Below are 19,670 nucleotides of genomic sequence, written 5' to 3' on the forward strand. Positions count from 1 at the left end.
CTCCGTGAATTCAAAAATCAGGTTAAAAAAAAGGGGCACAAAAGCCCCTTCTTCAGGCTCGCGGGCGCGCCAATCAGGCCGAGGCGCCCTCTTCGACTTCGACGAATTCGTCATTGCCTTCGGCGATGGCCTTGACCACGTCGCCGGTAGCGCTGTTGCGGCCTTCGATGATCGCATCGGCGATACCGCGGGCATACAGCGTGACGGCCTTCGACGAGTCGTCGTTGCCGGGGATCACGTAGTCGATGCCTTCGGGCGAGTGGTTGGAGTCCACCACGCCGATCAGCGGAATGCCCAGCTTCTTGGCTTCGGCCACGGCGATCTTGTGGAAGCCCACGTCGATCACGAAGATGGCGTCGGGCAGAGCGGTCATGTCCTGGATGCCGCCGATGTCCTTCTCGAGCTTCTCGATTTCACGCGTGAACGTGAGCTGCTCTTTCTTGCTCAGGTTGTCGAGGCCAGCTTCCTGCTGGGCCTTCATGTCCTTCAGGCGCTTGATCGAGGTCTTGACCGTCTTGAAGTTGGTCAGCATGCCGCCGAGCCAACGGGTGTCGACGAAAGGCACGCCGGCGCGACGGGCTTCAGCCGCCACGATCTCACGGGCCTGGCGCTTCGTACCGACCATCAGGATCGTGCCGCGGTTGGCGGTGAGCTGCTTGGCGTACTTCATCGCCTCCTGGAACATCGGGAGCGACTTTTCCAGGTTGATGATGTGGATCTTGTTGCGATGGCCGAAGATGTACGGAGCCATCTTGGGGTTCCAGAAGCGGGTTTGGTGACCAAAATGGACACCTGCTTCCAGCATTTCGCGCATGGTGGTAGACATTGAAATTACTCCAAAGGTTGGGTCTAAAATCCAGCCCGTTTTGCGCTCTTTGGATCGAGTCGCAACACCTTGATTGGGCCGGTTTGCGGATGTGTCTGGCTGGGATGCAACGAAAGCCGTTGCCCGACCAGCGAAACCCAAAGAGTATAGCACGGCCGCCGCCCCCTCCCCTGAACCAAGCCGTTGCCCTGACGGCCCCTGCAGCCTCCCCATGAACGACCTTCACGCCACCCGTCTCGACCTTCTGGCAGGTGGCACCGACGCACGCACCGAAATGGAGCGCGCCATCGGCATCGCCCAGTCGCCGGCCTGCGCCCACGCATTCACCCGCACCATGTTCGACGAGGCCCGCCAAGCGGCGGCCGCGTCGGATCCGGGCAGCCGACTTGCAGGCCTCGCCTTCACCGCCAAAGACCTGTTCGACGTCGAGGGCCAGCCGACGCCCGCCGGCTCCGCCGTTCTGGGTCACGCTCCGGCCGCCAAGGCCGATTCGCCGGCCGTGGCCCGGCTGCGCGCGGCAGGCGGCGTGATGACGGGCCGCACCAACATGACGGAATTCGCCTTCTCGGGCGTCGGCGTCAATCCGCACCACGGCACGTCGGCGAACGTGAGCGACTCCGCCGTGCCGCGCATTCCGGGCGGCTCGTCGTCCGGCGCGGCGATCTCGGTGGCCAGCGGAGCCGCATTCATCGGCCTGGGCTCCGACACCGGGGGCTCGATCCGCATCCCGGCAGCCCTGAACGGCATCGTCGGCTTCAAGAACACGGCCCGGCTGACGCCCACGGCCGGCGCGCTGCCGCTCTCGACCACGCTGGACACCGTCTGCGCCATGACGCGCTCGGTGCGCGACGCCATCACCGCGCACGAGATCCTCGCCGCGCGCCGAGTAACGGCTGGCAACGCACCCCTCGCCGCCTACAGGCTGGCGGTGGTGAAGAACGTGTTCTTCGACGGCATCGAAGCCCCGGTGGCCGCCGCCTTCGAGCGCTCGCTGAAGACGCTTCGCGCCGCCGGCGCCCGCATCGTGGAAATCGAGCTGCCCGAGCTCGCCGAACTGGCAGGCATCAATGCCACCGGCGGCTTCTCGGCCGCCGAGTCGTACGCCTGGCACCGGCTGCTGCTGGAGCGCAGCGGCGCGGGCTACGACCCCCGTGTGGCCCAGCGCATCCTGCGCGGCGCCGCCATGAAGGCGCATGAATACATCGACCTGATCAATGCCCGGCGCGACTGGATCGCCCGCGTCGAAGCCGCGCTCGCGCCGTTCGACGCAGTGCTGTCACCAACCGTGCCGATCACCGCGCCGCCCATCGCCAGCGTGGCGCCGGGCGCCGAGCGCGACGAGGAGTTCTTCCGCGTCAACGCCCTTCTGCTGCGCAATCCGTCGATCGTCAACATGCTCGACGGCTGCGCCATCTCGCTGCCCTGCCACGCCCCCGGCGAACTGCCGGTCGGCCTGATGCTGTGGCACGCCGCGCTGCACGACGACGCCATCCTCGCGGTGGCGCTCCAGACCGAGCGCGCGCTGCAAGAATAAAGGCCGTCGCGTCCGCCTCTGCGGGCGCCAGCCATCTCTTATCTGAACACTCAATGAAAATCGCGATCGTGGGCGCCGGCATCATCGGCGTCACCACCGCCTGGGAACTGGTTTCCGACGGCCATGAAGTGACCGTGTTCGAGCGCCGCGGCGCCGCCGCCGAGGAAGCCAGCTTCGCCAACGCCGGCGTGGTCGCTCCCGGATACGTCACGCCATGGGCCGGTCCCGGCATGCGCGGCAAGGTGCTGCGCTCGCTGCTGTCCTCGCACGGCGCCATCAAGCTGCGCTGGCCCCTGGGCTCGCGCGACCTCGGCTGGCTCTCCCGCTGGCAGAAGGCCTGCAAGCTCGAAACCTACCTGGCCAACCGCGCGCGCATGCAGCGCCTGGCCTTCTACAGCCGCAACCGGCTGCACGAAGTGACCGAGGCGCGCGAACTCAGCTACGAACGCAGCGACGGCTACATGGTGCTGCTGCGCTCCAAGCGCGACAAGAAGCTGGTGCAGCCCGGCCTGGACGTGCTGCGCGCCGCCGGGAGCGTCTTCAAGGAAATCGACGCCGACGAAGCCCGGCTGATCGAGCCCGCCCTGAATCCCGACACCCCGCTCGTGGGCGCCATCCACCTGCCCGAGGACGAGGTGGCCAACTGCCGCCAGTTCGCGCTGCTGCTCAAGTGGGAGGCCGAGTCGTTCGGTGCGCAGTTCCATTTCAACTGCGACATCGCCCCGCTGAGCCGCGCGGCGCCCACCTCGCTGTCGCTCGCCAGCGGCTCAGACCCGGTCCGCTACGACGCCGTGGTGGTCTGCGCCGGACTGCAATCGGCCGCGCTGCTGCGCCCGCTGGGCCTGCGCATCCCGATGGCGCCGGTCTACGGGCATTCGGTGAGCGCGCCGATCCGCGAGCCGCTCAATGCGCCGCGCAGCGCGGTGATGGACGAGCGCTTCAAGGTCGCCATCTCCCGGCTGGGCCAACGCGTGCGCGTGGCCGGCAGCGCCGAGATCGGCGGCTCGTTGGAAACGATGAATCCGGCCGCCGTGCAGACGCTCTATAAGGTGCTGCACGACTGGTTTCCGGGTGCCGCCACGCTGCAGTCCGGCATCCAGCAATGGAAAGGCGCCCGGCCGATGCTGCCCGACGGTCCGCCGGTGCTGGGGGCCAGCGGCATTCCCGGCGTGTGGCTCAACCTGGGCCATGGATCGAGTGGCTGGGCGCTGTCGTGCGGCAGCGCGCGGGTGCTGGGCGACCTGATCGGCGGGCGTGAACCGGGAATCGACCTCGAAGGGCTCGGGGTCGAGCGGCTCAGTCTTTAGGACCCCATCGGCGCAAGGCCTCGGGACTTGCCGGCTTTTCGACGGGAAGCTCCGGCTCCGGAGGCGGCCGGAACCTGCCGGCCACCCAGCCCAGCAATCCGGGGCAGATCAACGCGAAGAAGACCAGGCACAAACCGGCGCCGCCCAGCAGTGCCAGGCGTTCCAGGCCGGAAGTCGCCTCGGCCGGCAGGTCGAACCAGCGCATAACGCTGATGCCGAAGCCGACATTGGCCGCCCAGGCCACGTCCCGCAGCGGAATCCATCGCCTGAACTCGGCCAGCAGGAAAACGCCCCATACGAGGCACAGCAGGCCCAGGACCCATGCGAACCCGGCGATCCACGCCAGCGTGGCGGCAAGGAACGCCACCAGCGCCGCGACGAGCAGGACAAGCACCCAACCGACGCCCTTGAAATTCATCCCGGGATCATAGGCAGGCAAGCCGCCAGGCAGGCCAGCGGCACAATGCGCCGATGCGACGCATCACCTCCGCCACCGCTGCCGATCTGTTCGACATCGCCGCCACGCGCCGCATCGAACACGCAGCGTCGGCCGCCCTGCCCGCCCACACGCTGATGCAGCGCGCGGGCCTCGCGGTGGCGCGGCTCGCGATGGCGATCGCGCCACACGCGCGCACGATCTGGGTGGCCTGCGGCCCCGGCAACAACGGCGGCGACGGCTTCGAGGCTGCCGCCCAACTGCGGCACCGGGGCTTCTTCCCGGTCGTCACCTTCCTCGGCGACGAAGGCAGGCTGCCACCCGACGCCAAGGCATCGCTGCAGCGGGCCCGCGACGCAGGCGTCACCTTTGCCGCGACGCCGCCTTCGGCCTACGAACTCGCGATCGACGCATTGCTCGGCATCGGCTCGACGCGTCCGCCCGACGGCACAATGGCCGATTGGCTCGAGCAGATGCACGCCAGCGGCCAACCCGTGCTGTGCGTCGACGTGCCCTCCGGGCTGAATGCGGATACCGGCACGCTGCCTCAGGGCGCCGGTCATGCACGGGCAGCCGCCCGCAGCTGCATCACCTTCCTCACGCTGAAGCCCGGCCTGTTCACGGCGCAAGGCCGCGATGCGGCGGGCACGGTCTGGTTCGACGACCTGGGTTGCGGCGCCTTCAGGGACCAGCCCGTGGCACGCATCGCCGGAGCGCCCGAGGCGCAGCCTCGCAACCACGCCTCGCACAAGGGCAGCTATGGCGACGTCGCGGTGATCGGGGGCGCTTCCGGCATGGCAGGCGCGGCGTTGCTGGCCGGCTCGGCGGCGCTTCACGGGGGCGCGGGCCGCGTGTTCGTCGGGCTGCTCGATCCGAGCGCGGCGCCCGTCGATGCCGCGCAGCCCGAACTGATGCTGCGCGACGCTCGGACGCTCGATCTTTCCGGCATGACGGCCGTCTGCGGCTGCGGCGGAGGAGAAGCCGTGCGCGAACTGCTGCCGCGCGTGCTCTCGACGGCGGCCGCCCTGGTGCTCGATGCCGATGCGCTCAATGTGATCGTGGCCGATGGCGCACTGCAAACGCAGCTGTCATCGCGCGGAAAAGACGGATCGCCCACGGTAATCACGCCGCATCCGCTGGAAGCGGCGCGCCTGCTGAACTGCACGGTCGGCGAAATCCAGGCCGACAGGCTGGCCGCCGCGCGCGAACTCTGCGCGCGCTTCAATGTGGTGGGGGTGCTCAAGGGCTCGGGCACCGTCATCGCCGGCGCTGCCGATACCCTGCCCGTCATCAACCTGAGCGGCAACGCCCGCCTGGCAAGCGCGGGCACAGGCGACGTGCTGGCCGGAATGATCGGCGCGGCGCTGGCGGCGGGCCGACCCGCCTTCGAAGCGGCCCGCGAATCCGTCTGGCTGCATGGCCACATCGCCGACACATGGCCGGCCGACGCGGCCACGCTCACGGCCGGCGCTCTGGCCCGCCGCGGAGCCGGCTGAAGACGCTAGCCGCGGCCGACGAAGGGCATCTTCGTCGCCATGATGGTGTGGAACAGCACGTTGGCTTCCAGCGGCAGGTTCGCCATGTAGAGCACCGACTGGCCGACGATCTTGACGTCGATCAGCGGCTCGATGGCGAGTTCACCGTTGGCCTGCGGCACGCCCTTGGCCATGCGCGCCGCCAGCTCGGTCATGGCGTTGCCCACGTCCACCTGCCCCACGGCGATGTCGTACTTGCGGCCATCGAGCGAAGCGGTCTTGGTGAGCCCTTCGACCGCATGCTTGGTCGCCGTGTAGGCGGCCGAGTTCGGACGCGGTGCCGTGGCCGAGATGGAGCCGTTGTTGATGATGCGCCCGCCCATCGGCGTCTGCGCCTTCATCGTGCGGAATGCCTGCTGGATGCAGAAGAACATGCCGGTCAGATTGATGTCGACCACGCCCTGCCACTGCTCGGGCGTCCAGTCCTCGAACGGGCCCGGCGGGTTGCCCACGCCGGCGTTGTTGAAGAGCAGGTCGACGCGGCCGAAGCGCTCGACGGTGGCGGCGAACAGGGCCTGCACCGAGGCCGCGTTCGACACGTCGGTGGGCACCGCGAAGGCGCGCGCGCCGGCGCCCGATTCTTCCGCCACCTGCTCCAGCGGCTCCAGGCGGCGGCCCGCCAGAGCGACGCTCCAGCCGTCGCCCAGCAGCGCCAGCGCGGCAGCGCGGCCGATGCCGGAGCCCGCACCCGTGACGATGGCGATGCGGCCCTTGTTGTCTTCAGCGCTCATGCTGTCTGTCTCTTTCTTTTCGGTTTGTCGATGGTTCGTTCGGTTGTGCGAGGCCAGGTCAACGGCGCGGCTTGCGCCCCTTGCCCTTCATCTTGCTGGCGGCTTTCTTCACCGCCGACTTGAAGGCCTGCATCGCCGACTGCGCCCCGGCCGTGGCCGAAGTCGGCCGATCGCCGCGCGGCTCGGCCTTGCCGGCTTCCGCCTTGTTGCGCGTGCTGCGCTTGGCCGAGGCCTTCAAGGGCACGCCCGATGATGCCGCCCCCTTGTCCTTCATGGCCCGCGTCGTCAGCTCTTCGCCTTCGCGCACGAGGCGGAAGTCGATCTTGCGGCCGTCCAGGTCGACGCGGCTCACCTGCACCCGTACCCGCGTGCCGATGGCATAGCGGATGCCGGTGCGCTCGCCGCGCAGTTCCTGGCGCATCTCGTCGAACTTGAAGTACTCGCCGCCGAGCTCGGTGATGTGCACCAGGCCCTCGACGTACATCGCATCGAGCGTGACGAAGATGCCGAAGGTGGTGGCCGCCGTGACCACGCCGCCGTATTCCTCGCCGAGATGCTCGCGCATGTACTTGCACTTGAGCCAGGCCTCGACGTCGCGGCTGGCCTCGTCGGCACGGCGCTCGTTGGCGCTGCAGTGCAGGCCCGCGGCCTCCCATGCAAGCACTTCCTTGCTGGGCGCAACGGTGGCTTTCTGCGGCTTGGCGGTGGGCGCCTTCACGCGCGATGCGAGCCGCTTGGCCAGCTTGGCATGTGCCTCGCCGGGGGTCGGCAGCATCGGCAGCTGGTAGCGCGTGTTGCCGAGGATCGCCTTGATCACGCGATGCACCAGCAGGTCCGGATAGCGCCGGATCGGGCTGGTGAAGTGCGTGTAGGCCTCGTAGGCCAGGCCGAAGTGGCCGCTGTTGATCGGCGTGTAGATCGCCTGCTGCATCGAGCGCAGCAGCATGGTGTGGATCTGCTGCGCGTCGGGGCGGTCCTTGGTGGCCTCGGCGATCGCCTGGAACTCGCCCGGCCGAGGGTCGTCGGTGATGCTCAGGCCCACGCCCATCGCCTTCAGGTAGCCGCGCAGGATCTCCTTCTTCTCGGGCGTCGGGCCTTCGTGCACGCGATACAGGCCCGGGTGCTTGCCTTCGGCGATGAAGTCGGCGCTGCAGACATTGGCGGCAAGCATCGCCTCTTCGATCAGGCGGTGCGCCTCGTTGCGCGTGCGCGGCACGATCTTCTCGATGCGGCCAGCCTCGTCGCAGATGATCTGGGTCTCGGTAGTCTCGAAGTCGACGGCGCCGCGCTTGCCGCGCTGCTTGAGCAGCGCCTTGTAGACGTCTGCAAGGTTCAGCAGGTCCTTGACACGGTCCTTGCGCTTCGCAGCCTCGGGACCGCGCGTGTTGCCCAGGATGGCGGCCACCTCGGTGTACGTGAAGCGCGCGTGGCTGAACATCACGGCCGGGTAGAACTGGTAGGCGTAGATCTCGCCATCGGCGGCGACCAGCATGTCGCACACCATGCACAGGCGCTCGACCTCGGGGTTGAGCGAGCACAGGCCGTTCGAGAGCTTCTCCGGCAGCATCGGAATGACCCGGCGCGGAAAGTAGACGCTGGTGGCGCGGTCGTAGGCGTCGATGTCGATGGGCGAACCGGTCTGCACATAGGCGCTGACGTCGGCAATGGCCACCAGCAAGCGCCAGCCTTTGCCACGGCCTACTTTCGCGGGCTCGCAGTAGACGGCGTCGTCGAAGTCGCGGGCGTCTTCGCCGTCGATGGTGACGAGCGGGATGTCGGTGAGGTCGACGCGCCCCTTCTTGTCCGCGGGGCGGACCTTCTCGGGCAATGCCTTGGCCGCTGCCAGGCACTCCGCGGAAAACTCGTGCGGCACGCCGTACTTGCGCACGGCGATCTCGATCTCCATGCCGGGGTCGTCGATCTCGCCCAGCACTTCTTTCACCCGACCCACGGGCTGGCCGAACAGGGCCGGCGGCTCGGTGAGCTGCACGACAACGACCTGCCCCACCTTCGCGGGACCGGTCGCTCCCTTGGGAATCAGGACGTCCTGGCCGTAGCGCTTGTCTTCCGGTGCGACGAGCCAGATGCCGCCTTCGTGCAACAGGCGGCCGATGATGGGCTGCTCTGGGCGCTCGACGATCTCCACCACGCGCCCTTCAGGGCGTCCGCGGCGGTCCTGGCGCACGATGCGCGCCTTGACGCGGTCCTTGTGCAGCACCGCTCGCATTTCATTCGGAGGCAGATAGATGTCCGCCTCGCCGTCGTCGCGCTGCACGAAGCCGTGCCCGTCGCGATGTCCTTGGACAGTTCCTTCGATTTCATCCAGCAGGCCGCTGGAAGTAACGTTATTTTTGATATGATCTCCTTCTTTCCTGAAATTCAAAACGCAGTTGCTTCTGCAACTACGTGGGCCCAGATGGCGGAATTGGTAGACGCACTAGTTTCAGGTACTAGCGAGTAACATCGTGGAGGTTCGAGTCCTCTTCTGGGCACCAAGTTTAAACAGACCTTTACCGGGTCAATCGATTCAAGCCACCGGTCTCCGGTGGCTTTTTTCATTGCCGATCGAATCCGCATCGAACGGCCGGCGCAACCGGACAGGCAAGAGCCGGACCAGTGCCAAATTTTTTGCGCGCGCGCCGTTTTTTCCGGGCAGCCGCGACAAATTGTGTATACTCGCAGTCTTTGCTGAAAAGCAGAGTCAGCCCAGATGGCGGAATTGGTAGACGCACTAGTTTCAGGTACTAGCGAGTAACATCGTGGAGGTTCGAGTCCTCTTCTGGGCACCAGATCCGAATTGACCCCCGCCAGGTCATCCGAAAGAAGCCACCGGTCTCCGGTGGCTTTTTTCTTGCTCATCCGGATCTGCATCAAACGGGCAGCGCGATCAGGTCGTGGCCCTCGGCACCCACGATGCGCGCGCGGGTGAACTCACCCACCTTCAGCGTCTTGCTGATCTTCTCGGGCGGCAGCAGCCGGACCGTGCCGTCGATTTCCGGTGCATCGGCATACGTGCGCCCCACTCCGCCCTTGCGACCCATGGCAGGCGCCGAGTCGACCAGCACCTGCATCGTCGAGCCGATGCGCCTTTGCAGCTTGGCAATCGACACGGCCTCGGCCACCTCCATGAAACGCGCACGGCGCGCCTCGCGCTCGGCCTCGGGCAGCATGCCCGGGATGTCGTTTGCCGTAGCGCCCTCGACGGGGCTGTAGGCGAAGCAACCGGCGCGATCGATCTCGGCCTCGCGGATGAAGTCGAGCAGATGTTCGAACTCCCGCTCAGTCTCGCCAGGGAAGCCGGCAATGAAGGTGCTGCGGATCACGAGTTCCGGACACACTTCGCGCCAACGCGCCAGCCGCTCCAGGTTCTTCTCGCCGCTCGCCGGGCGCTTCATGCGCTTCAGCACATCGGGATGGCTGTGCTGCAAGGGCACATCGAGGTACGGCAGCACCTGGCCGCTCGCCATCAGCGGGATGATCTCGTCGACGCTCGGGTACGGGTACACGTAGTGCAGGCGAACCCACGCACCATACGGCTCGGCGATTTCGCCGAGCGTGCGCACCAGTTCGAGCATGCGGGTCTTGACCGGCTTGCCGTCCCAGAACCCGGTGCGGTATTTCACGTCGACCCCATAGGCCGAAGTGTCCTGGCTGATCACCAGCAGCTCTTTCACGCCGCCTTCGAACAAGGCCTTGGCCTCGCTCAGCACGTCGCCCACGGGCCGCGACACGAGGTCGCCGCGCATCGAGGGAATGATGCAGAAGGTGCAGCGATGGTTGCAGCCCTCGCTGATCTTCAGGTACGCGTAGTGCCGCGGCGTCAGCTTAAGGCCGGCAACACCAAAGGTGTTCGGCACCAGGTCGATGAACGGATCGTGCGGCTTCGGCAGGTTGGCATGCACCGCATCCATCACCTCCTGCGTTGCGTGCGGACCGGTCACGGCAAGCACACTCGGGTGCATCTGGCGCACCAGATTGCCACCCTGGTCGCCGGTCTTGGCACCAAGGCAGCCGGTGACGATCACTCGGCCGTTCTCGGCAAGCGCTTCGCCGATGGTGTCGAGGCTTTCCTTCACGGCATCGTCGATGAAGCCGCAGGTATTGACGATCACCAGGTCAGCGCCTTCGAAAGTCTTTGCAGTTTGATAGCCCTCGGCGCTCAGCTGGGTCAGGATCAATTCGGAATCGGTCAGGGCCTTGGGGCAGCCCAGGCTCACGAAGCCGACCTTGGGGGCGGTCGACGTGGCCGTACGTTCGGGGGAGGCAACTTCGCTCATATGCCTCTATTGTCCCAGCTATCGGTGACGGTGGGGCAACCACCGCTTGCGGGCACCTGCCGCAGGTCAGGAACGCTTGATGCCAAAGGCCCCCAGCACCTGCTCGGTGTTCTTCTGCATCTGCTCCTGCATCTGCAGGAACACATTCTTCGATTGCTCGACATAGCTGCCCATCAACCCCTGCAGCATCGGCGACTGCATGGTCATGAAGCGCGCCCACATCTCGGGCGTCAGGCCTTCGGCTTTTTCCGCAAGCTGCGCCTGCACCTCGGTCATGGCCTGGATGTTCTTCTCGAGATACGGACCCATGTAGCCCTGCATCGCCTGGCCATAGAAGCGGATGATGTTGGCCAGCACCTGCTCGGTGAACATCGGCGCGCCGCCGGCCTCTTCCTCGAGGATGATCTGCAGCAGGATGCTGCGCGTGAGGTCGTCGCCCGTCTTGGCATCGCGCACCACGAACTGGGCGTTCTGGATGACCAGCTGCTTCACCTCGGTCAGCGTGATGTACGTGGATGTCTCGGTGTCGTAGAGCCTTCTGTTCGGGTACTTCTTGATCACTCGCTGCACCGGTTTCGCCCCGGACTTCTTGCTCTGCACTGCGGACTCCTTCACATGGACGCCCATGTCATCGGATGATTCTAGGGAGCGGCTTTGCTGCGCCGCGACAAGGTTTACCCTGACCGGCTGCGGCACTTCCCTCAATCTGCCGATGTCGCGTACTCCGCACCACATGCATGGCAGCCCGCAACTTCCGGCCGCTCTTCGTCGGCTCCGCGAAACCGCAGCGGATTCTTCTGCCCATAGACAACCCAGCATCGCGGGCAATGCTCCTGTCCGACAGTCGGCAGATAGGCGCGGGCGCGCTGTTCGGCGCGCTCCTCGGTCAGCGGCATGCCCTGGCGTTGGGCGCGCGCAACTTCGCGCGCTGCCATGGTGTCGGCACGACCGCTTTCGTAGTCATTGATGCCGTAGACAGCACGCGCAAACTCGATGGGCGCCTGCTTGAGCAATGCGGCCAGGCGCCTGTCGGCATGAGCCCGATCAACGAACGTCGATCGCGTATTCATCGGATCGCTTATCAAGAAAAATGGGATGTAGTTGCAGAGCGACCAAGGTAGCACAAGAACATGCCAAGGGTCTTTGTCTGCATCACTACGAGGGGGACGATATGTGCACCGGGGAACCCGGTGCATGCTCTGTTCGACTGAACCGGTGGTTGGCCGGGGTTGAAACAGAAATTGGTAGGCGCGATTGGACTCGAACCAACGACCCCCACCATGTCAAGGTGGTGCTCTAACCAGCTGAGCTACGCGCCTAAGGATGTGTCCGAGAAGCAGTTATTGTAGCAGGAGAAATCGCGTTTTTCAGCGACGACGTGCAGATCGCACACCAATAACTGCAGTGACCAGTCCGAGGACCTGCGTGAGACGCGCGGCATCGGCGATTTCGACAGTGAACGTCATCCACGCAGTGCCCTTGATCGACTGCGTCTGCACGCCGATCACATTCATCTTCTCGCGCGCGAACACATCGGAGATGTCGCGCAGCAGGCCCTGGCGGTCCGCCGCCTCGACGGCCACGTCCACCGCATACACAGGCGCATCGGCGCCCTTCTTCGCGGCACCCCACTCCACGTCGATGACGCGCTCGCCATCCTTCGCGGCCATCGTGCGGAAGTTGCTGCAGTCGCTGCGGTGCACGCTCACGCCGTGGCCCCGTGTGACGAAGCCGCGAATGGCATCGGGCGGCGCGGGCTTGCAGCACTTGGCGAGCTGCGTCATCAACGAAGAAACGCCCACAACCAACACGCCGCCCTTGCCCGACTTCTCGCTGCCGCGCGACTTCTTGATGAGCACGCCGTCGTCGGCTCCCTGTGCAGGCTCAGGCGGACGCAGCAGCGTCTCGATGTTGCGCAGGGAAAACTCGTCCTTGCCCACCACTTCGAACAGATGGTCCGCCGACTTGAAGCCCAGCTGCGAAGCCAGGTCCTCGAGCCGCACCGCCGTCTTGCCCTCGCGCTGCAGCAGCTTCTCGACCGCCTCGCGCCCGCGCGCCACGGTCTCGTGCGTGATCTGCGCGTTGAACCATGCACGCACCTTCGCGCGCGCACGGTGGCTGGCCAGATAGCCGAGCTCCGCATTGAGCCAGTCGCGCGAGGGCCCGCCTTCCTTGGCTGCGATGATCTCCACCGTCTGCCCATTCGACAGCGGCGTGTTCAGCGGCACCATCGCGCCGTCGACACGCGCCCCGCGGCAGCGATGGCCCAGCGTGGTGTGCACCGTGTAGGCAAAGTCCACAGGCGTCGCCCCCTGCGGAAGCTCGACGATGGCCGCGTCAGGCGTCAGCACATAGATGCGGTCGTCGAAGAGGCCCTGCCCCTGCAGGCCGCCCGAAAGATCGCGCTCCCACGCCAGCAGCTGCCGCAGCACGGCGATCTTCGCGTCGTACTCGCCGCTGGCCCACACGCCCGCGTAGCCCTTGTGGCCCGCTTCCTTGTAGGCCCAGTGGGCGGCCACGCCATGCTCGGCGTGGTCGTGCATTTCTTCCGTACGGATTTGAATCTCGATCGGCTTGCCCGCCTTGCCATCCACCAGCTCGCGCACCACCGTATGCAGCGACTGGTAGCCATTGGGCTTGGGCCGTGCGATGTAGTCGTCGAACTCTTCGTCGATGGGCTGGAAGTGCGAGTGCACCCACGCCAGCGCGGCATAGCAGTCCTTCACATCCGGCACCACCACGCGCAGCGCGAGGATGTCGAACACCTGCGCGAAGTCGAGCGACTTGCCGCGCATCTTCTTCACGATGCTGTAGATGTTCTTGGGCCGCCCCTGCACCACGGCCTTGACGCCCTCGGCCTGCAGCTCGCGCTTCGAGCTTCGAGCGCAGCTGCTCGACGTGCCCTTCGCGCTCGATGCGCTTCTCGTCGAGCAGGCGCGCGATCAGCTTGTAGGTCTCGGGCTCGAGGAAGCGGAACGAGAGATCCTCGATCTCCCACTTCACCTGCCAGATGCCCAGCCGGTTGGCCAGCGGCGCAAACACCTGCAGCGATTCGCGCGCCACGCCCTCGGGCGCCGGCTGCTTGCTCGCTGCAGCATGCCTCAGCGTCTGCAGGCGCGAAGCCAGCCTCAGCATCACCACGCGCAGGTCGCGCGAGAACGCGAGCAGCATCTTGCGCACGTTCTCGGTCTGCGCGCCGGCGCCTTCTCCGTGGTGGCCCTGCGAGGCCGAGCGCGCCTGCTCCTGCACACGAACCAGCTTGGTCGTCTCGACCGCGAGCGCCGCGAAGTTGTCGCCGAACACCTTGGCGATCACCTCCTGCGGGCGATTCAGGTGCTGGCACGAATAGACCAGGTAGCTCGCGGCCTGCATGGCCTCGGAGCCGCCCATCTTCGCGACGATGGCGGCCACCGCGTCGGCATGCGCGAGCGTGTTCTCGCCGGTGTCGAGCTTCTCGTCGGCGATCAGGGGTTCTGCGAAGGCGCGCGCGCGCGCCAGCATGTTCTCCATCACCGGCGTGCGCTCGGCCGTTGCCGCGGACAGCGGATAGTCGACCATCACCGCGTCGGACGCGGATGCCGTCTGGAGACTCGAAGAATCGCGCTTCACGCTTCGCTCACTCAATCGCTCGATCGGTCGAAAAGAAAGTTGGTGACGGCGGCGATCTGTGCGAGGTCGACGAAGGTGGGCGCATGGCCCACGCCCTCGAACTCGACCAGCGTTGCGTGCGGCCCGCGCTGCGTCATGGCCAGGGCCGTTTCGCGCGACAGCAGGTCCGACTCGGCGCCGCGCGTGAGCAGCGTACGTGCCGTGATGGCGTCGTACAGGCTCCACATGATCGCGCCGCCCTGCGCCGCGGCCTCGGGCGTGATGGCACGCAGCGCAACGCCGATGGCCGGGTCGTAGTGAAGCAGCCAGCGGCCGTCTTCGCCGCCGCTCGCCTCGACCTTCGCCGAGCCGTCTGCCGTGCGCTGCGAGGCAGGCACCACCATGTGCCGCGACAGCGCCAGCCACTGGGCCGGCGTGTGGGGACCGAAGGTGGTCGACAGCGCCCACATGGCATCTGCCGCGGCCTGCACGCTCTCGAAGCTGCCGTTCCTGCCGACATAGGCGCCGATGCGCTGCAGCGCAACCGGCTCGATCGTCGGCCCGACGTCGTTCGCCACGAAGCGACGGATGGGCCGGGCCAGCGGCAGCTCCTTGTGCCCGGCGAGCACGAAGCCGATCAGCCCGCCCATGCTGGTGCCGAGGTAGTCGAGCGTATCGATGGGCTGCTCGCGGTGCAGCTGCGCAATCAGCGCAACCATGTCGGCCGCGTACACCGGCACCTGATAGAGGGAAGGATCGCGCAGCCAGTCGCTGCGCCCACGGCCAGCCACGTCAGGGCAGACCACGCGCACGTCGCCGCCGACGCGTTCCACGATGGCCTGGGCCAGCAGATCGAAATCGCGGCCCTGCCGGGTGAGACCGTGCACGCAGACCACGACGTGTGCGCTGCGCGCGTCGCCCCATTGCCAATAGGCCATGCGGTGGCCGCCCTGGGCGTCATCGCACGCCACGTGATGAAGCGTCGGCTCGGTCATGGAAACAATCTTGTTCTGGTGCTGATAATTGTCTCGTCGCATCCTAATTCATCCGGAGATTGATCTTCATGCTCAAAGGCAAAACCGCGCTTGTCACGGGGTCCACCAGTGGCATTGGCCTGGCCATCGCCAAGTCGCTCGCCCAGCAGGGCGCAAACATCGTGCTCAACGGCTTCGGCGACGCCGCGGCCCCCAAGGCGGAGGTGGAAGCACTCGGCGTTCGCGCCGAATACCACGGCGCCGACATGAGCAAGCCGGAACAGATCGAGGACATGATGAAGTTCGCCGCGTCGAAGTTCGGCCGCGTCGACATCCTCGTGAACAACGCCGGCATCCAGCACGTGGCCAAGGTGGAAGATTTCCCCACCGAACGCTGGGACGCGATCATCGCGATCAACCTCACCAGCGCCTTCCACACCACGCGCCTGGCGATCCCCGCGATGCGCGAGGCGAACTGGGGCCGGGTCATCAACATCGCGTCGGCGCACGGCCTCGTGGCTTCGGCGCAGAAGTCGGCCTACGTGGCGGCCAAGCACGGCGTCGTCGGCCTGACCAAGGCTGTGGCGCTCGAAACCGCGACCACGGGCGTCACCGTCAATGCCATCTGCCCGGGCTGGGTGCTGACCGCGCTGGTGCAAAAGCAGATCGACGACCGCGCGGCGCGCGAAGGCATCACCGTCGCCCAGGCCCAGAACGACCTGCTGGGCGAAAAGCAGCCTTCGCTGCAGTTCACCACCGTCGAGCAGTTGGGCGGACTCGCCGTCTTCCTGTGCTCGCCGGCCGCCGACCAGGTCCGCGGCCAGGCGTGGGCCATGGACGGCGGCTGGACTGCCCAGTAGTGGGTAGCCCGCCGGTACGGGTTTCTCTTGTTTCTCTTATTTGAGCTGAACCGAGCCCGACACGGTCACCATCACGGCGGTCTTGCCGGCTTCGACCGGCACCGCCGAATCCGCCGACGAAAACGACTTGGCCTGCACCGCCATCATGCGCGGCCGGATCGGGCCGTTGTCGCTCGCGTTCACCGAAACCTCGCGCAGCGTGTAGCCGCCGAAGCCGAAGCCCTTGGCGAGTTCGTCGGCCTTCTGCTTGAAGTTCTGGATGGCGATGGTCTGCGCCTCGGTCTCGGTCTTGGCGCGCTGTTCGCGGCTCAGGCCGAAGCCCACGTTGCCCACGCTCAGCGTGGTGATGCGGCCAGCCGTCTGCGTGATGCGCGGGAAGTCGCGGCCTTCGAGAACCAGTTCGGTCGAGCCCTGCCAGCCGTTGATCTTGCCGTCCTTGGTGTAGCGCGGCGACAGGCTGAAGTTGCCGGTGCGCACGTCGAGCTGGCCCGCCTGGGCGTTCTTCTTCGCTTCGGCCAGCGCGGCGTCGAGAGCGGCCTTCAGCTGCGTCTGCACGGTGGCTGCGTCGGTCGCGTCGCGGGTGGTCACGAGCGTCATGCTCAGCATGTCCTGCTGGACTTCGACCGCACCCGATGCGGTGAGCTGCAGCACGTTCTGGGGAGCCGGCGTGGCGGCGTTCTGGGCTAGGGCGGTGCCGGCAGCGGCCAGAGCGGCGCAGGCCGCGAGCAGTTTGATTTTCTTCTTCATGGCGAGGTTCTCCCGTTTGATGTGAAAGACAGGCAGGCCCACTCCGAAGGCGGGCCGGCAGGCCGGCGCATCGCGCACTGTCTCAGCGGCGCTGGCTGCGCGGCGCGATCGGCAGTTGGCGGGCCGCGGCCGGTGGCACCGGCACGATCCGCTCGGCCGGCTGCGATTCTGCCGAATTGAGCAAAGCACCCGCGGCGGGCGGGGTCCATTGGCCACGGACCTGCTGGCGCAGTTCGAACAGCTCGGCAGGCGTGAGGCGCCGCCCGGCAATGGCCTCTCCGCGGCGGACTTCTTCGCGCTGCGCGGCCCTGTGGGCGGCAACGGCGTCCCGGACTTCATTGCGCCGGACCTCGCCCACCCTGAACAGATCGCCAGACACCGCCAGCGACGGACCGCAGGCGAATACGAGGAGGAACGGCAGGGCGAATGTAGGACGTCTCATTGAGTGGAAGTCGGCAGGAAGCGCGACTTTGCCATCACCTCGCTAACGTCGGATGACCAGACCGCGAACGTCCGCAAGTTTTGTAACTTAGTGTCAAACACTAAGTAAATCCGGCTCAACGAACCCTCAACGCCTTCAGAATCGGCCCTGTTACAAATTCGACGTTGTAGAAATGACTCAAGTTCCCGCTCGCACCGACAAGATCGTGATCGTCGACGACGACGCCCGCATCCGCGACCTGCTGCGCCGCTACCTGACGCAGGAAGGCTTCGAAGTGATCGTGGCCGAGGACGGCAAGGCGCTCAACCGCATCCTGTTGCGCGACACGGTCGACCTGATCGTGCTCGACCTGATGATGCCCGGCGAGGACGGCCTTTCCGTTTGCCGCCGCCTGCGTGCCGCCAACGACCGCACGCCGATCATCATGCTCACCGCCAAGGGTGAGGACGTGGACCGCATCGTCGGCCTCGAAGTCGGCGCCGACGACTACCTCGGTAAGCCTTTCAACCCGCGCGAACTGCTGGCCCGCGTCCACGCCGTTCTGCGCCGCCGCCCGCCGCTCGAGGCGCCCGGGGCCCCCTCCACCGAGAACGAGACCGTCACTTTCGGCCCGTTCGCCTTCGACCTCGGCTCGCGCACCCTGAAGAAGGACGGCGAAGAACTCTCGCTGACCACCGGCGAGTTCGCCATGCTGAAGGCGCTGGTGCGCCATCCGCGCCAGCCGCTGTCGCGCGAAAAACTCGCGCAACTGGCGCGCGGCCGCGAGTTCGAGCCCTTCGACCGCAGCCTGGACGTGCAGATCTCGCGCCTGCGCAAGCTCGTCGAGTCCGACGCGGCTGCGCCCCGCTACATCCAGACCGTCTGGGGCGTGGGCTACGTGTTCGTGCCGGACGGCACGGCCTGACGCCACGTTGAAAGGTGGCCGTCGGCCAACCCCCCAGACCCGGCGCTGCCCAGGAGGACGGCGCGCAGGTCACGATGCCGAGCCCGCTCGAAGCGAGCGCGCAACGTGACCGCCGCCCCGGCCTCAAGCTGGGCTTCAGCCTTTTCTGGCGCACTTTCTTCCTGCTGGCGCTGCTGCTGATCGGCTGCACGGTCGCCTGGCTGCAGACTTTCCGTTCGCTCGAATACGAGCCGCGCGCCATTCAGACGGCGCACCAGATCGCCTCGCTCGTGAACCTCACGCGCGCGGCGCTGGTGTACTCCGACGCCATCACCCGGGTGTCGCTGATCAAGACCCTGGCTGACCAGGAGGGCGTGCGCATCCTCCCGCGCGAGCCCAACGACCGCTTCCAGCCCTATACCAGCGGCGCGCTCGACCTGCGCGTGACCGAGGAGCTCATCGAACAGCTCGGCGAAGGCACGACGGTGGCCAGCCGCGTGAACGACGAGGCGGGCCTGTGGATCGGCTTCACCATCGAGAGCGACACCTACTGGCTGCTGCTCGACCCCACCCGCTTCAGCCGCGTGGGCGGGCGCACCTGGCTGGTGTGGCTGAGCACCGCCATGGCTTTGTCGCTGGCCGGCGCGGCGCTGATCACGCGGCTCATCAACCTGCCGCTCAAGCAGCTGTCGCGCGCGACCATGCAGGTGCGCGAGGGCGAGTACGAGGCGCACCGGCTCGACGAGCGCGCCCGCACCAACGAGATCCGCGCGGTCAACATCGGCTTCAACCGCATGGCCGACCAGCTCGCCAAGATCGAGCAGGACCGGGCCATCATGCTGGCCGGCATTTCACACGACCTGCGCACGCCGCTGGCCCGGCTGCGGCTGGAAACCGAGATGAGCGTGGCCGACGAGGACGCGCGCGACCACATGGCGGCCGACATCGCCCAGCTCGACGCGATCATCGACAAGTTCCTCGACTACGCGCGGCCCGACCACGTCGACCCCAAGCCGGTGCTGCTGCGCGACGTGGTGGACGCCTGCACCTACGCTGTACAGGACTACGAGGAGATGAACATCAAGGTCGAGGTGCCGCCCGACCTGCGCGTGATGGGCGACGAGGTCGAGCTCACGCGCGTGATCTCCAACCTGGTCGAGAACGCGCGGCGCTACGGCAAGACGCCCTCCACCGGCGTGGCCGACGTGACGATCCAGGCGCAGGCCAACAACGACGCGGTGCTCATCAAGGTGCGCGACCATGGCGCGGGCGTCGAGCCGGCCCTGCTCGCGCAGCTGACCAAGCCCTTCTTCCGCGGCGATGCGGCGCGCACATCCGCGGCCGGCGCGGGGCTGGGCCTGTCGATCGTGGCGAAGAACATCGAGCGCATGGGCGGCACCTTCGCGCTCACCAGCACGCCGGGCCGCGGCCTGGCGGCGCACATCAGGATGCCGCGCGCGATGCCGCCCGGCATGAAGCCCGGCGAACCGCAGGGCGGCGGCGCCAAGAAGCCGGCCTGAAGGCCGGCAG

Annotated in this window: 16 protein-coding genes, 3 tRNA genes and 1 pseudogene; 8 read left to right on the forward strand and 12 right to left on the reverse strand. The window is 66.8% G+C overall.

Annotation, left to right across the window (positions count from 1 at the left end; all coding sequences use genetic code 11):
• Nucleotides 1-73: 73 nt before the first annotated feature.
• Nucleotides 74-826 carry a 30S ribosomal protein S2 gene (gene rpsB, locus ACHMXA_RS19710; protein ID WP_176664290.1) on the reverse strand — a complete coding sequence of 251 codons (753 nt, stop codon included), beginning with the start codon at nucleotides 824-826 and terminating at the stop codon, nucleotides 74-76.
• A gap of 211 nt (nucleotides 827-1,037) precedes the next feature.
• Here rpsB and ACHMXA_RS19715 point away from each other — a divergent pair, with 211 nt between their 5' ends.
• Together ACHMXA_RS19715 and ACHMXA_RS19720 are read left to right on the forward strand one after the other, a co-directional pair.
• Nucleotides 1,038-2,360: an amidase gene (locus ACHMXA_RS19715; RefSeq protein WP_176664291.1), complete on the forward strand. Its 1,323-nt coding sequence runs from the start codon at nucleotides 1,038-1,040 to the stop codon at nucleotides 2,358-2,360.
• A gap of 53 nt (nucleotides 2,361-2,413) precedes the next feature.
• The gene (locus ACHMXA_RS19720) at nucleotides 2,414-3,667 is read left to right on the forward strand and encodes a D-amino acid dehydrogenase (RefSeq protein WP_176664292.1); all 1,254 of its coding nucleotides are present in this window, start codon (nucleotides 2,414-2,416) and stop codon (nucleotides 3,665-3,667) included.
• On the opposite strand, the gene ACHMXA_RS19725 is transcribed toward ACHMXA_RS19720, so the two are convergent.
• Entirely contained in the window at nucleotides 3,657-4,085 is a 429-nt protein-coding gene (locus tag ACHMXA_RS19725) for a hypothetical protein (RefSeq protein WP_176664293.1), read from the reverse strand. The two genes, ACHMXA_RS19720 and ACHMXA_RS19725, sit on opposite strands and share 11 nt — an antisense overlap.
• 53 nt (nucleotides 4,086-4,138) lie before the next feature.
• On the opposite strand from ACHMXA_RS19725, the gene ACHMXA_RS19730 reads away from it, so the two are divergent.
• Nucleotides 4,139-5,599 carry an NAD(P)H-hydrate dehydratase gene (locus ACHMXA_RS19730; RefSeq protein WP_176664294.1) on the forward strand — a complete coding sequence of 487 codons (1,461 nt, stop codon included), beginning with the start codon at nucleotides 4,139-4,141 and terminating at the stop codon, nucleotides 5,597-5,599.
• A 5-nt stretch (nucleotides 5,600-5,604) separates the two neighbouring features.
• On the opposite strand, the gene ACHMXA_RS19735 is transcribed toward ACHMXA_RS19730, so the two are convergent.
• Nucleotides 5,605-6,369: an SDR family oxidoreductase gene (locus tag ACHMXA_RS19735; RefSeq protein WP_176664295.1), complete on the reverse strand. Its 765-nt coding sequence runs from the start codon at nucleotides 6,367-6,369 to the stop codon at nucleotides 5,605-5,607.
• Nucleotides 6,370-6,427: 58 nt separating this feature from the next.
• Nucleotides 6,428-8,698 (reverse strand): ribonuclease R, encoded by a 2,271-nt coding sequence (rnr, locus tag ACHMXA_RS19740; RefSeq protein WP_371132159.1) that lies wholly within the window; start codon nucleotides 8,696-8,698, stop codon nucleotides 6,428-6,430.
• A gap of 81 nt (nucleotides 8,699-8,779) precedes the next feature.
• On the opposite strand from rnr, the gene ACHMXA_RS19745 reads away from it, so the two are divergent.
• Together ACHMXA_RS19745 and ACHMXA_RS19750 are read left to right on the forward strand one after the other, a co-directional pair.
• Nucleotides 8,780-8,864, forward strand: a tRNA-Leu gene (locus tag ACHMXA_RS19745).
• A gap of 209 nt (nucleotides 8,865-9,073) precedes the next feature.
• Nucleotides 9,074-9,158 (forward strand) — tRNA-Leu (locus ACHMXA_RS19750).
• Nucleotides 9,159-9,239: 81 nt separating this feature from the next.
• Here the strand turns inward: ACHMXA_RS19750 and rimO are convergent.
• The 6 genes and pseudogenes from rimO to ACHMXA_RS19780 form a co-directional block, all read right to left on the reverse strand.
• Nucleotides 9,240-10,646: a 30S ribosomal protein S12 methylthiotransferase RimO gene (rimO, locus tag ACHMXA_RS19755; protein ID WP_176664296.1), complete on the reverse strand. Its 1,407-nt coding sequence runs from the start codon at nucleotides 10,644-10,646 to the stop codon at nucleotides 9,240-9,242.
• A gap of 66 nt (nucleotides 10,647-10,712) precedes the next feature.
• On the reverse strand, nucleotides 10,713-11,273 hold the full coding sequence (gene phaR, locus ACHMXA_RS19760; protein WP_093202373.1) for a polyhydroxyalkanoate synthesis repressor PhaR: 561 nt from the start codon (nucleotides 11,271-11,273) through the stop codon (nucleotides 10,713-10,715).
• A gap of 74 nt (nucleotides 11,274-11,347) precedes the next feature.
• Nucleotides 11,348-11,716 (reverse strand): hypothetical protein, encoded by a 369-nt coding sequence (locus tag ACHMXA_RS19765; RefSeq protein WP_176664297.1) that lies wholly within the window; start codon nucleotides 11,714-11,716, stop codon nucleotides 11,348-11,350.
• Nucleotides 11,717-11,888: 172 nt separating this feature from the next.
• A tRNA-Val gene (locus ACHMXA_RS19770) sits at nucleotides 11,889-11,965 on the reverse strand.
• Nucleotides 11,966-12,013: 48 nt separating this feature from the next.
• Nucleotides 12,014-14,204: pseudogene (locus tag ACHMXA_RS19775) on the reverse strand (RelA/SpoT family protein).
• A gap of 62 nt (nucleotides 14,205-14,266) precedes the next feature.
• Nucleotides 14,267-15,271, reverse strand: a complete 1,005-nt coding sequence (locus tag ACHMXA_RS19780; protein WP_395316249.1) for an alpha/beta fold hydrolase — start codon at nucleotides 15,269-15,271, stop codon at nucleotides 14,267-14,269.
• Nucleotides 15,272-15,297: 26 nt separating this feature from the next.
• On the opposite strand from ACHMXA_RS19780, the gene ACHMXA_RS19785 reads away from it, so the two are divergent.
• Nucleotides 15,298-16,068: a 3-hydroxybutyrate dehydrogenase gene (locus ACHMXA_RS19785; protein ID WP_395316250.1), complete on the forward strand. Its 771-nt coding sequence runs from the start codon at nucleotides 15,298-15,300 to the stop codon at nucleotides 16,066-16,068.
• Between the two features lie 36 nt (nucleotides 16,069-16,104).
• On the opposite strand, the gene ACHMXA_RS19790 is transcribed toward ACHMXA_RS19785, so the two are convergent.
• Both ACHMXA_RS19790 and ACHMXA_RS19795 read right to left on the reverse strand, forming a co-directional pair.
• Complete coding sequence (locus ACHMXA_RS19790) at nucleotides 16,105-16,815, reverse strand: SIMPL domain-containing protein (protein ID WP_176664301.1); 711 nt, start codon at nucleotides 16,813-16,815, stop codon at nucleotides 16,105-16,107.
• An 82-nt stretch (nucleotides 16,816-16,897) separates the two neighbouring features.
• Nucleotides 16,898-17,257, reverse strand: a complete 360-nt coding sequence (locus ACHMXA_RS19795; RefSeq protein WP_176664302.1) for a hypothetical protein — start codon at nucleotides 17,255-17,257, stop codon at nucleotides 16,898-16,900.
• A gap of 172 nt (nucleotides 17,258-17,429) precedes the next feature.
• On the opposite strand from ACHMXA_RS19795, the gene ompR reads away from it, so the two are divergent.
• Nucleotides 17,430-18,161, forward strand: a complete 732-nt coding sequence (gene ompR / locus ACHMXA_RS19800; RefSeq protein ID WP_007837017.1) for a two-component system response regulator OmpR — start codon at nucleotides 17,430-17,432, stop codon at nucleotides 18,159-18,161.
• Between the two features lie 74 nt (nucleotides 18,162-18,235).
• The gene (locus ACHMXA_RS19805) at nucleotides 18,236-19,660 is read left to right on the forward strand and encodes a sensor histidine kinase (RefSeq protein ID WP_176664303.1); all 1,425 of its coding nucleotides are present in this window, start codon (nucleotides 18,236-18,238) and stop codon (nucleotides 19,658-19,660) included.
• Nucleotides 19,661-19,670 lie beyond the last annotated feature (10 nt).

The organism is Variovorax sp. UC74_104, from assembly GCF_044055375.1.
Lineage (GTDB): Bacteria > Pseudomonadota > Gammaproteobacteria > Burkholderiales > Burkholderiaceae_C > Variovorax.

What these genes read in the sequence shown, in the direction of transcription:
- ACHMXA_RS19735 (WP_176664295.1), bottom strand. Translation starts at nt 6,369, where the DNA reads ATGAGCGCTGAAGACAACAAGGGCCGCATCGCCATCGTCACGGGTGCG.
- ACHMXA_RS19805 (WP_176664303.1), top strand. Translation starts at nt 18,236, where the DNA reads ATGCCGAGCCCGCTCGAAGCGAGCGCGCAACGTGACCGCCGCCCCGGC.
- ACHMXA_RS19785 (WP_395316250.1), top strand. Translation starts at nt 15,298, where the DNA reads ATGCTCAAAGGCAAAACCGCGCTTGTCACGGGGTCCACCAGTGGCATT.
- rimO (WP_176664296.1), bottom strand. Translation starts at nt 10,646, where the DNA reads ATGAGCGAAGTTGCCTCCCCCGAACGTACGGCCACGTCGACCGCCCCC.
- ompR (WP_007837017.1), top strand. Translation starts at nt 17,430, where the DNA reads ATGACTCAAGTTCCCGCTCGCACCGACAAGATCGTGATCGTCGACGAC.
- phaR (WP_093202373.1), bottom strand. Translation starts at nt 11,273, where the DNA reads ATGGGCGTCCATGTGAAGGAGTCCGCAGTGCAGAGCAAGAAGTCCGGG.
- ACHMXA_RS19765 (WP_176664297.1), bottom strand. Translation starts at nt 11,716, where the DNA reads ATGAATACGCGATCGACGTTCGTTGATCGGGCTCATGCCGACAGGCGC.
- ACHMXA_RS19725 (WP_176664293.1), bottom strand. Translation starts at nt 4,085, where the DNA reads ATGAATTTCAAGGGCGTCGGTTGGGTGCTTGTCCTGCTCGTCGCGGCG.
- rpsB (WP_176664290.1), bottom strand. Translation starts at nt 826, where the DNA reads ATGTCTACCACCATGCGCGAAATGCTGGAAGCAGGTGTCCATTTTGGT.
- ACHMXA_RS19790 (WP_176664301.1), bottom strand. Translation starts at nt 16,815, where the DNA reads ATGAAGAAGAAAATCAAACTGCTCGCGGCCTGCGCCGCTCTGGCCGCT.
- ACHMXA_RS19715 (WP_176664291.1), top strand. Translation starts at nt 1,038, where the DNA reads ATGAACGACCTTCACGCCACCCGTCTCGACCTTCTGGCAGGTGGCACC.
- ACHMXA_RS19795 (WP_176664302.1), bottom strand. Translation starts at nt 17,257, where the DNA reads ATGAGACGTCCTACATTCGCCCTGCCGTTCCTCCTCGTATTCGCCTGC.
- ACHMXA_RS19720 (WP_176664292.1), top strand. Translation starts at nt 2,414, where the DNA reads ATGAAAATCGCGATCGTGGGCGCCGGCATCATCGGCGTCACCACCGCC.
- ACHMXA_RS19780 (WP_395316249.1), bottom strand. Translation starts at nt 15,271, where the DNA reads ATGCGACGAGACAATTATCAGCACCAGAACAAGATTGTTTCCATGACC.
- ACHMXA_RS19730 (WP_176664294.1), top strand. Translation starts at nt 4,139, where the DNA reads ATGCGACGCATCACCTCCGCCACCGCTGCCGATCTGTTCGACATCGCC.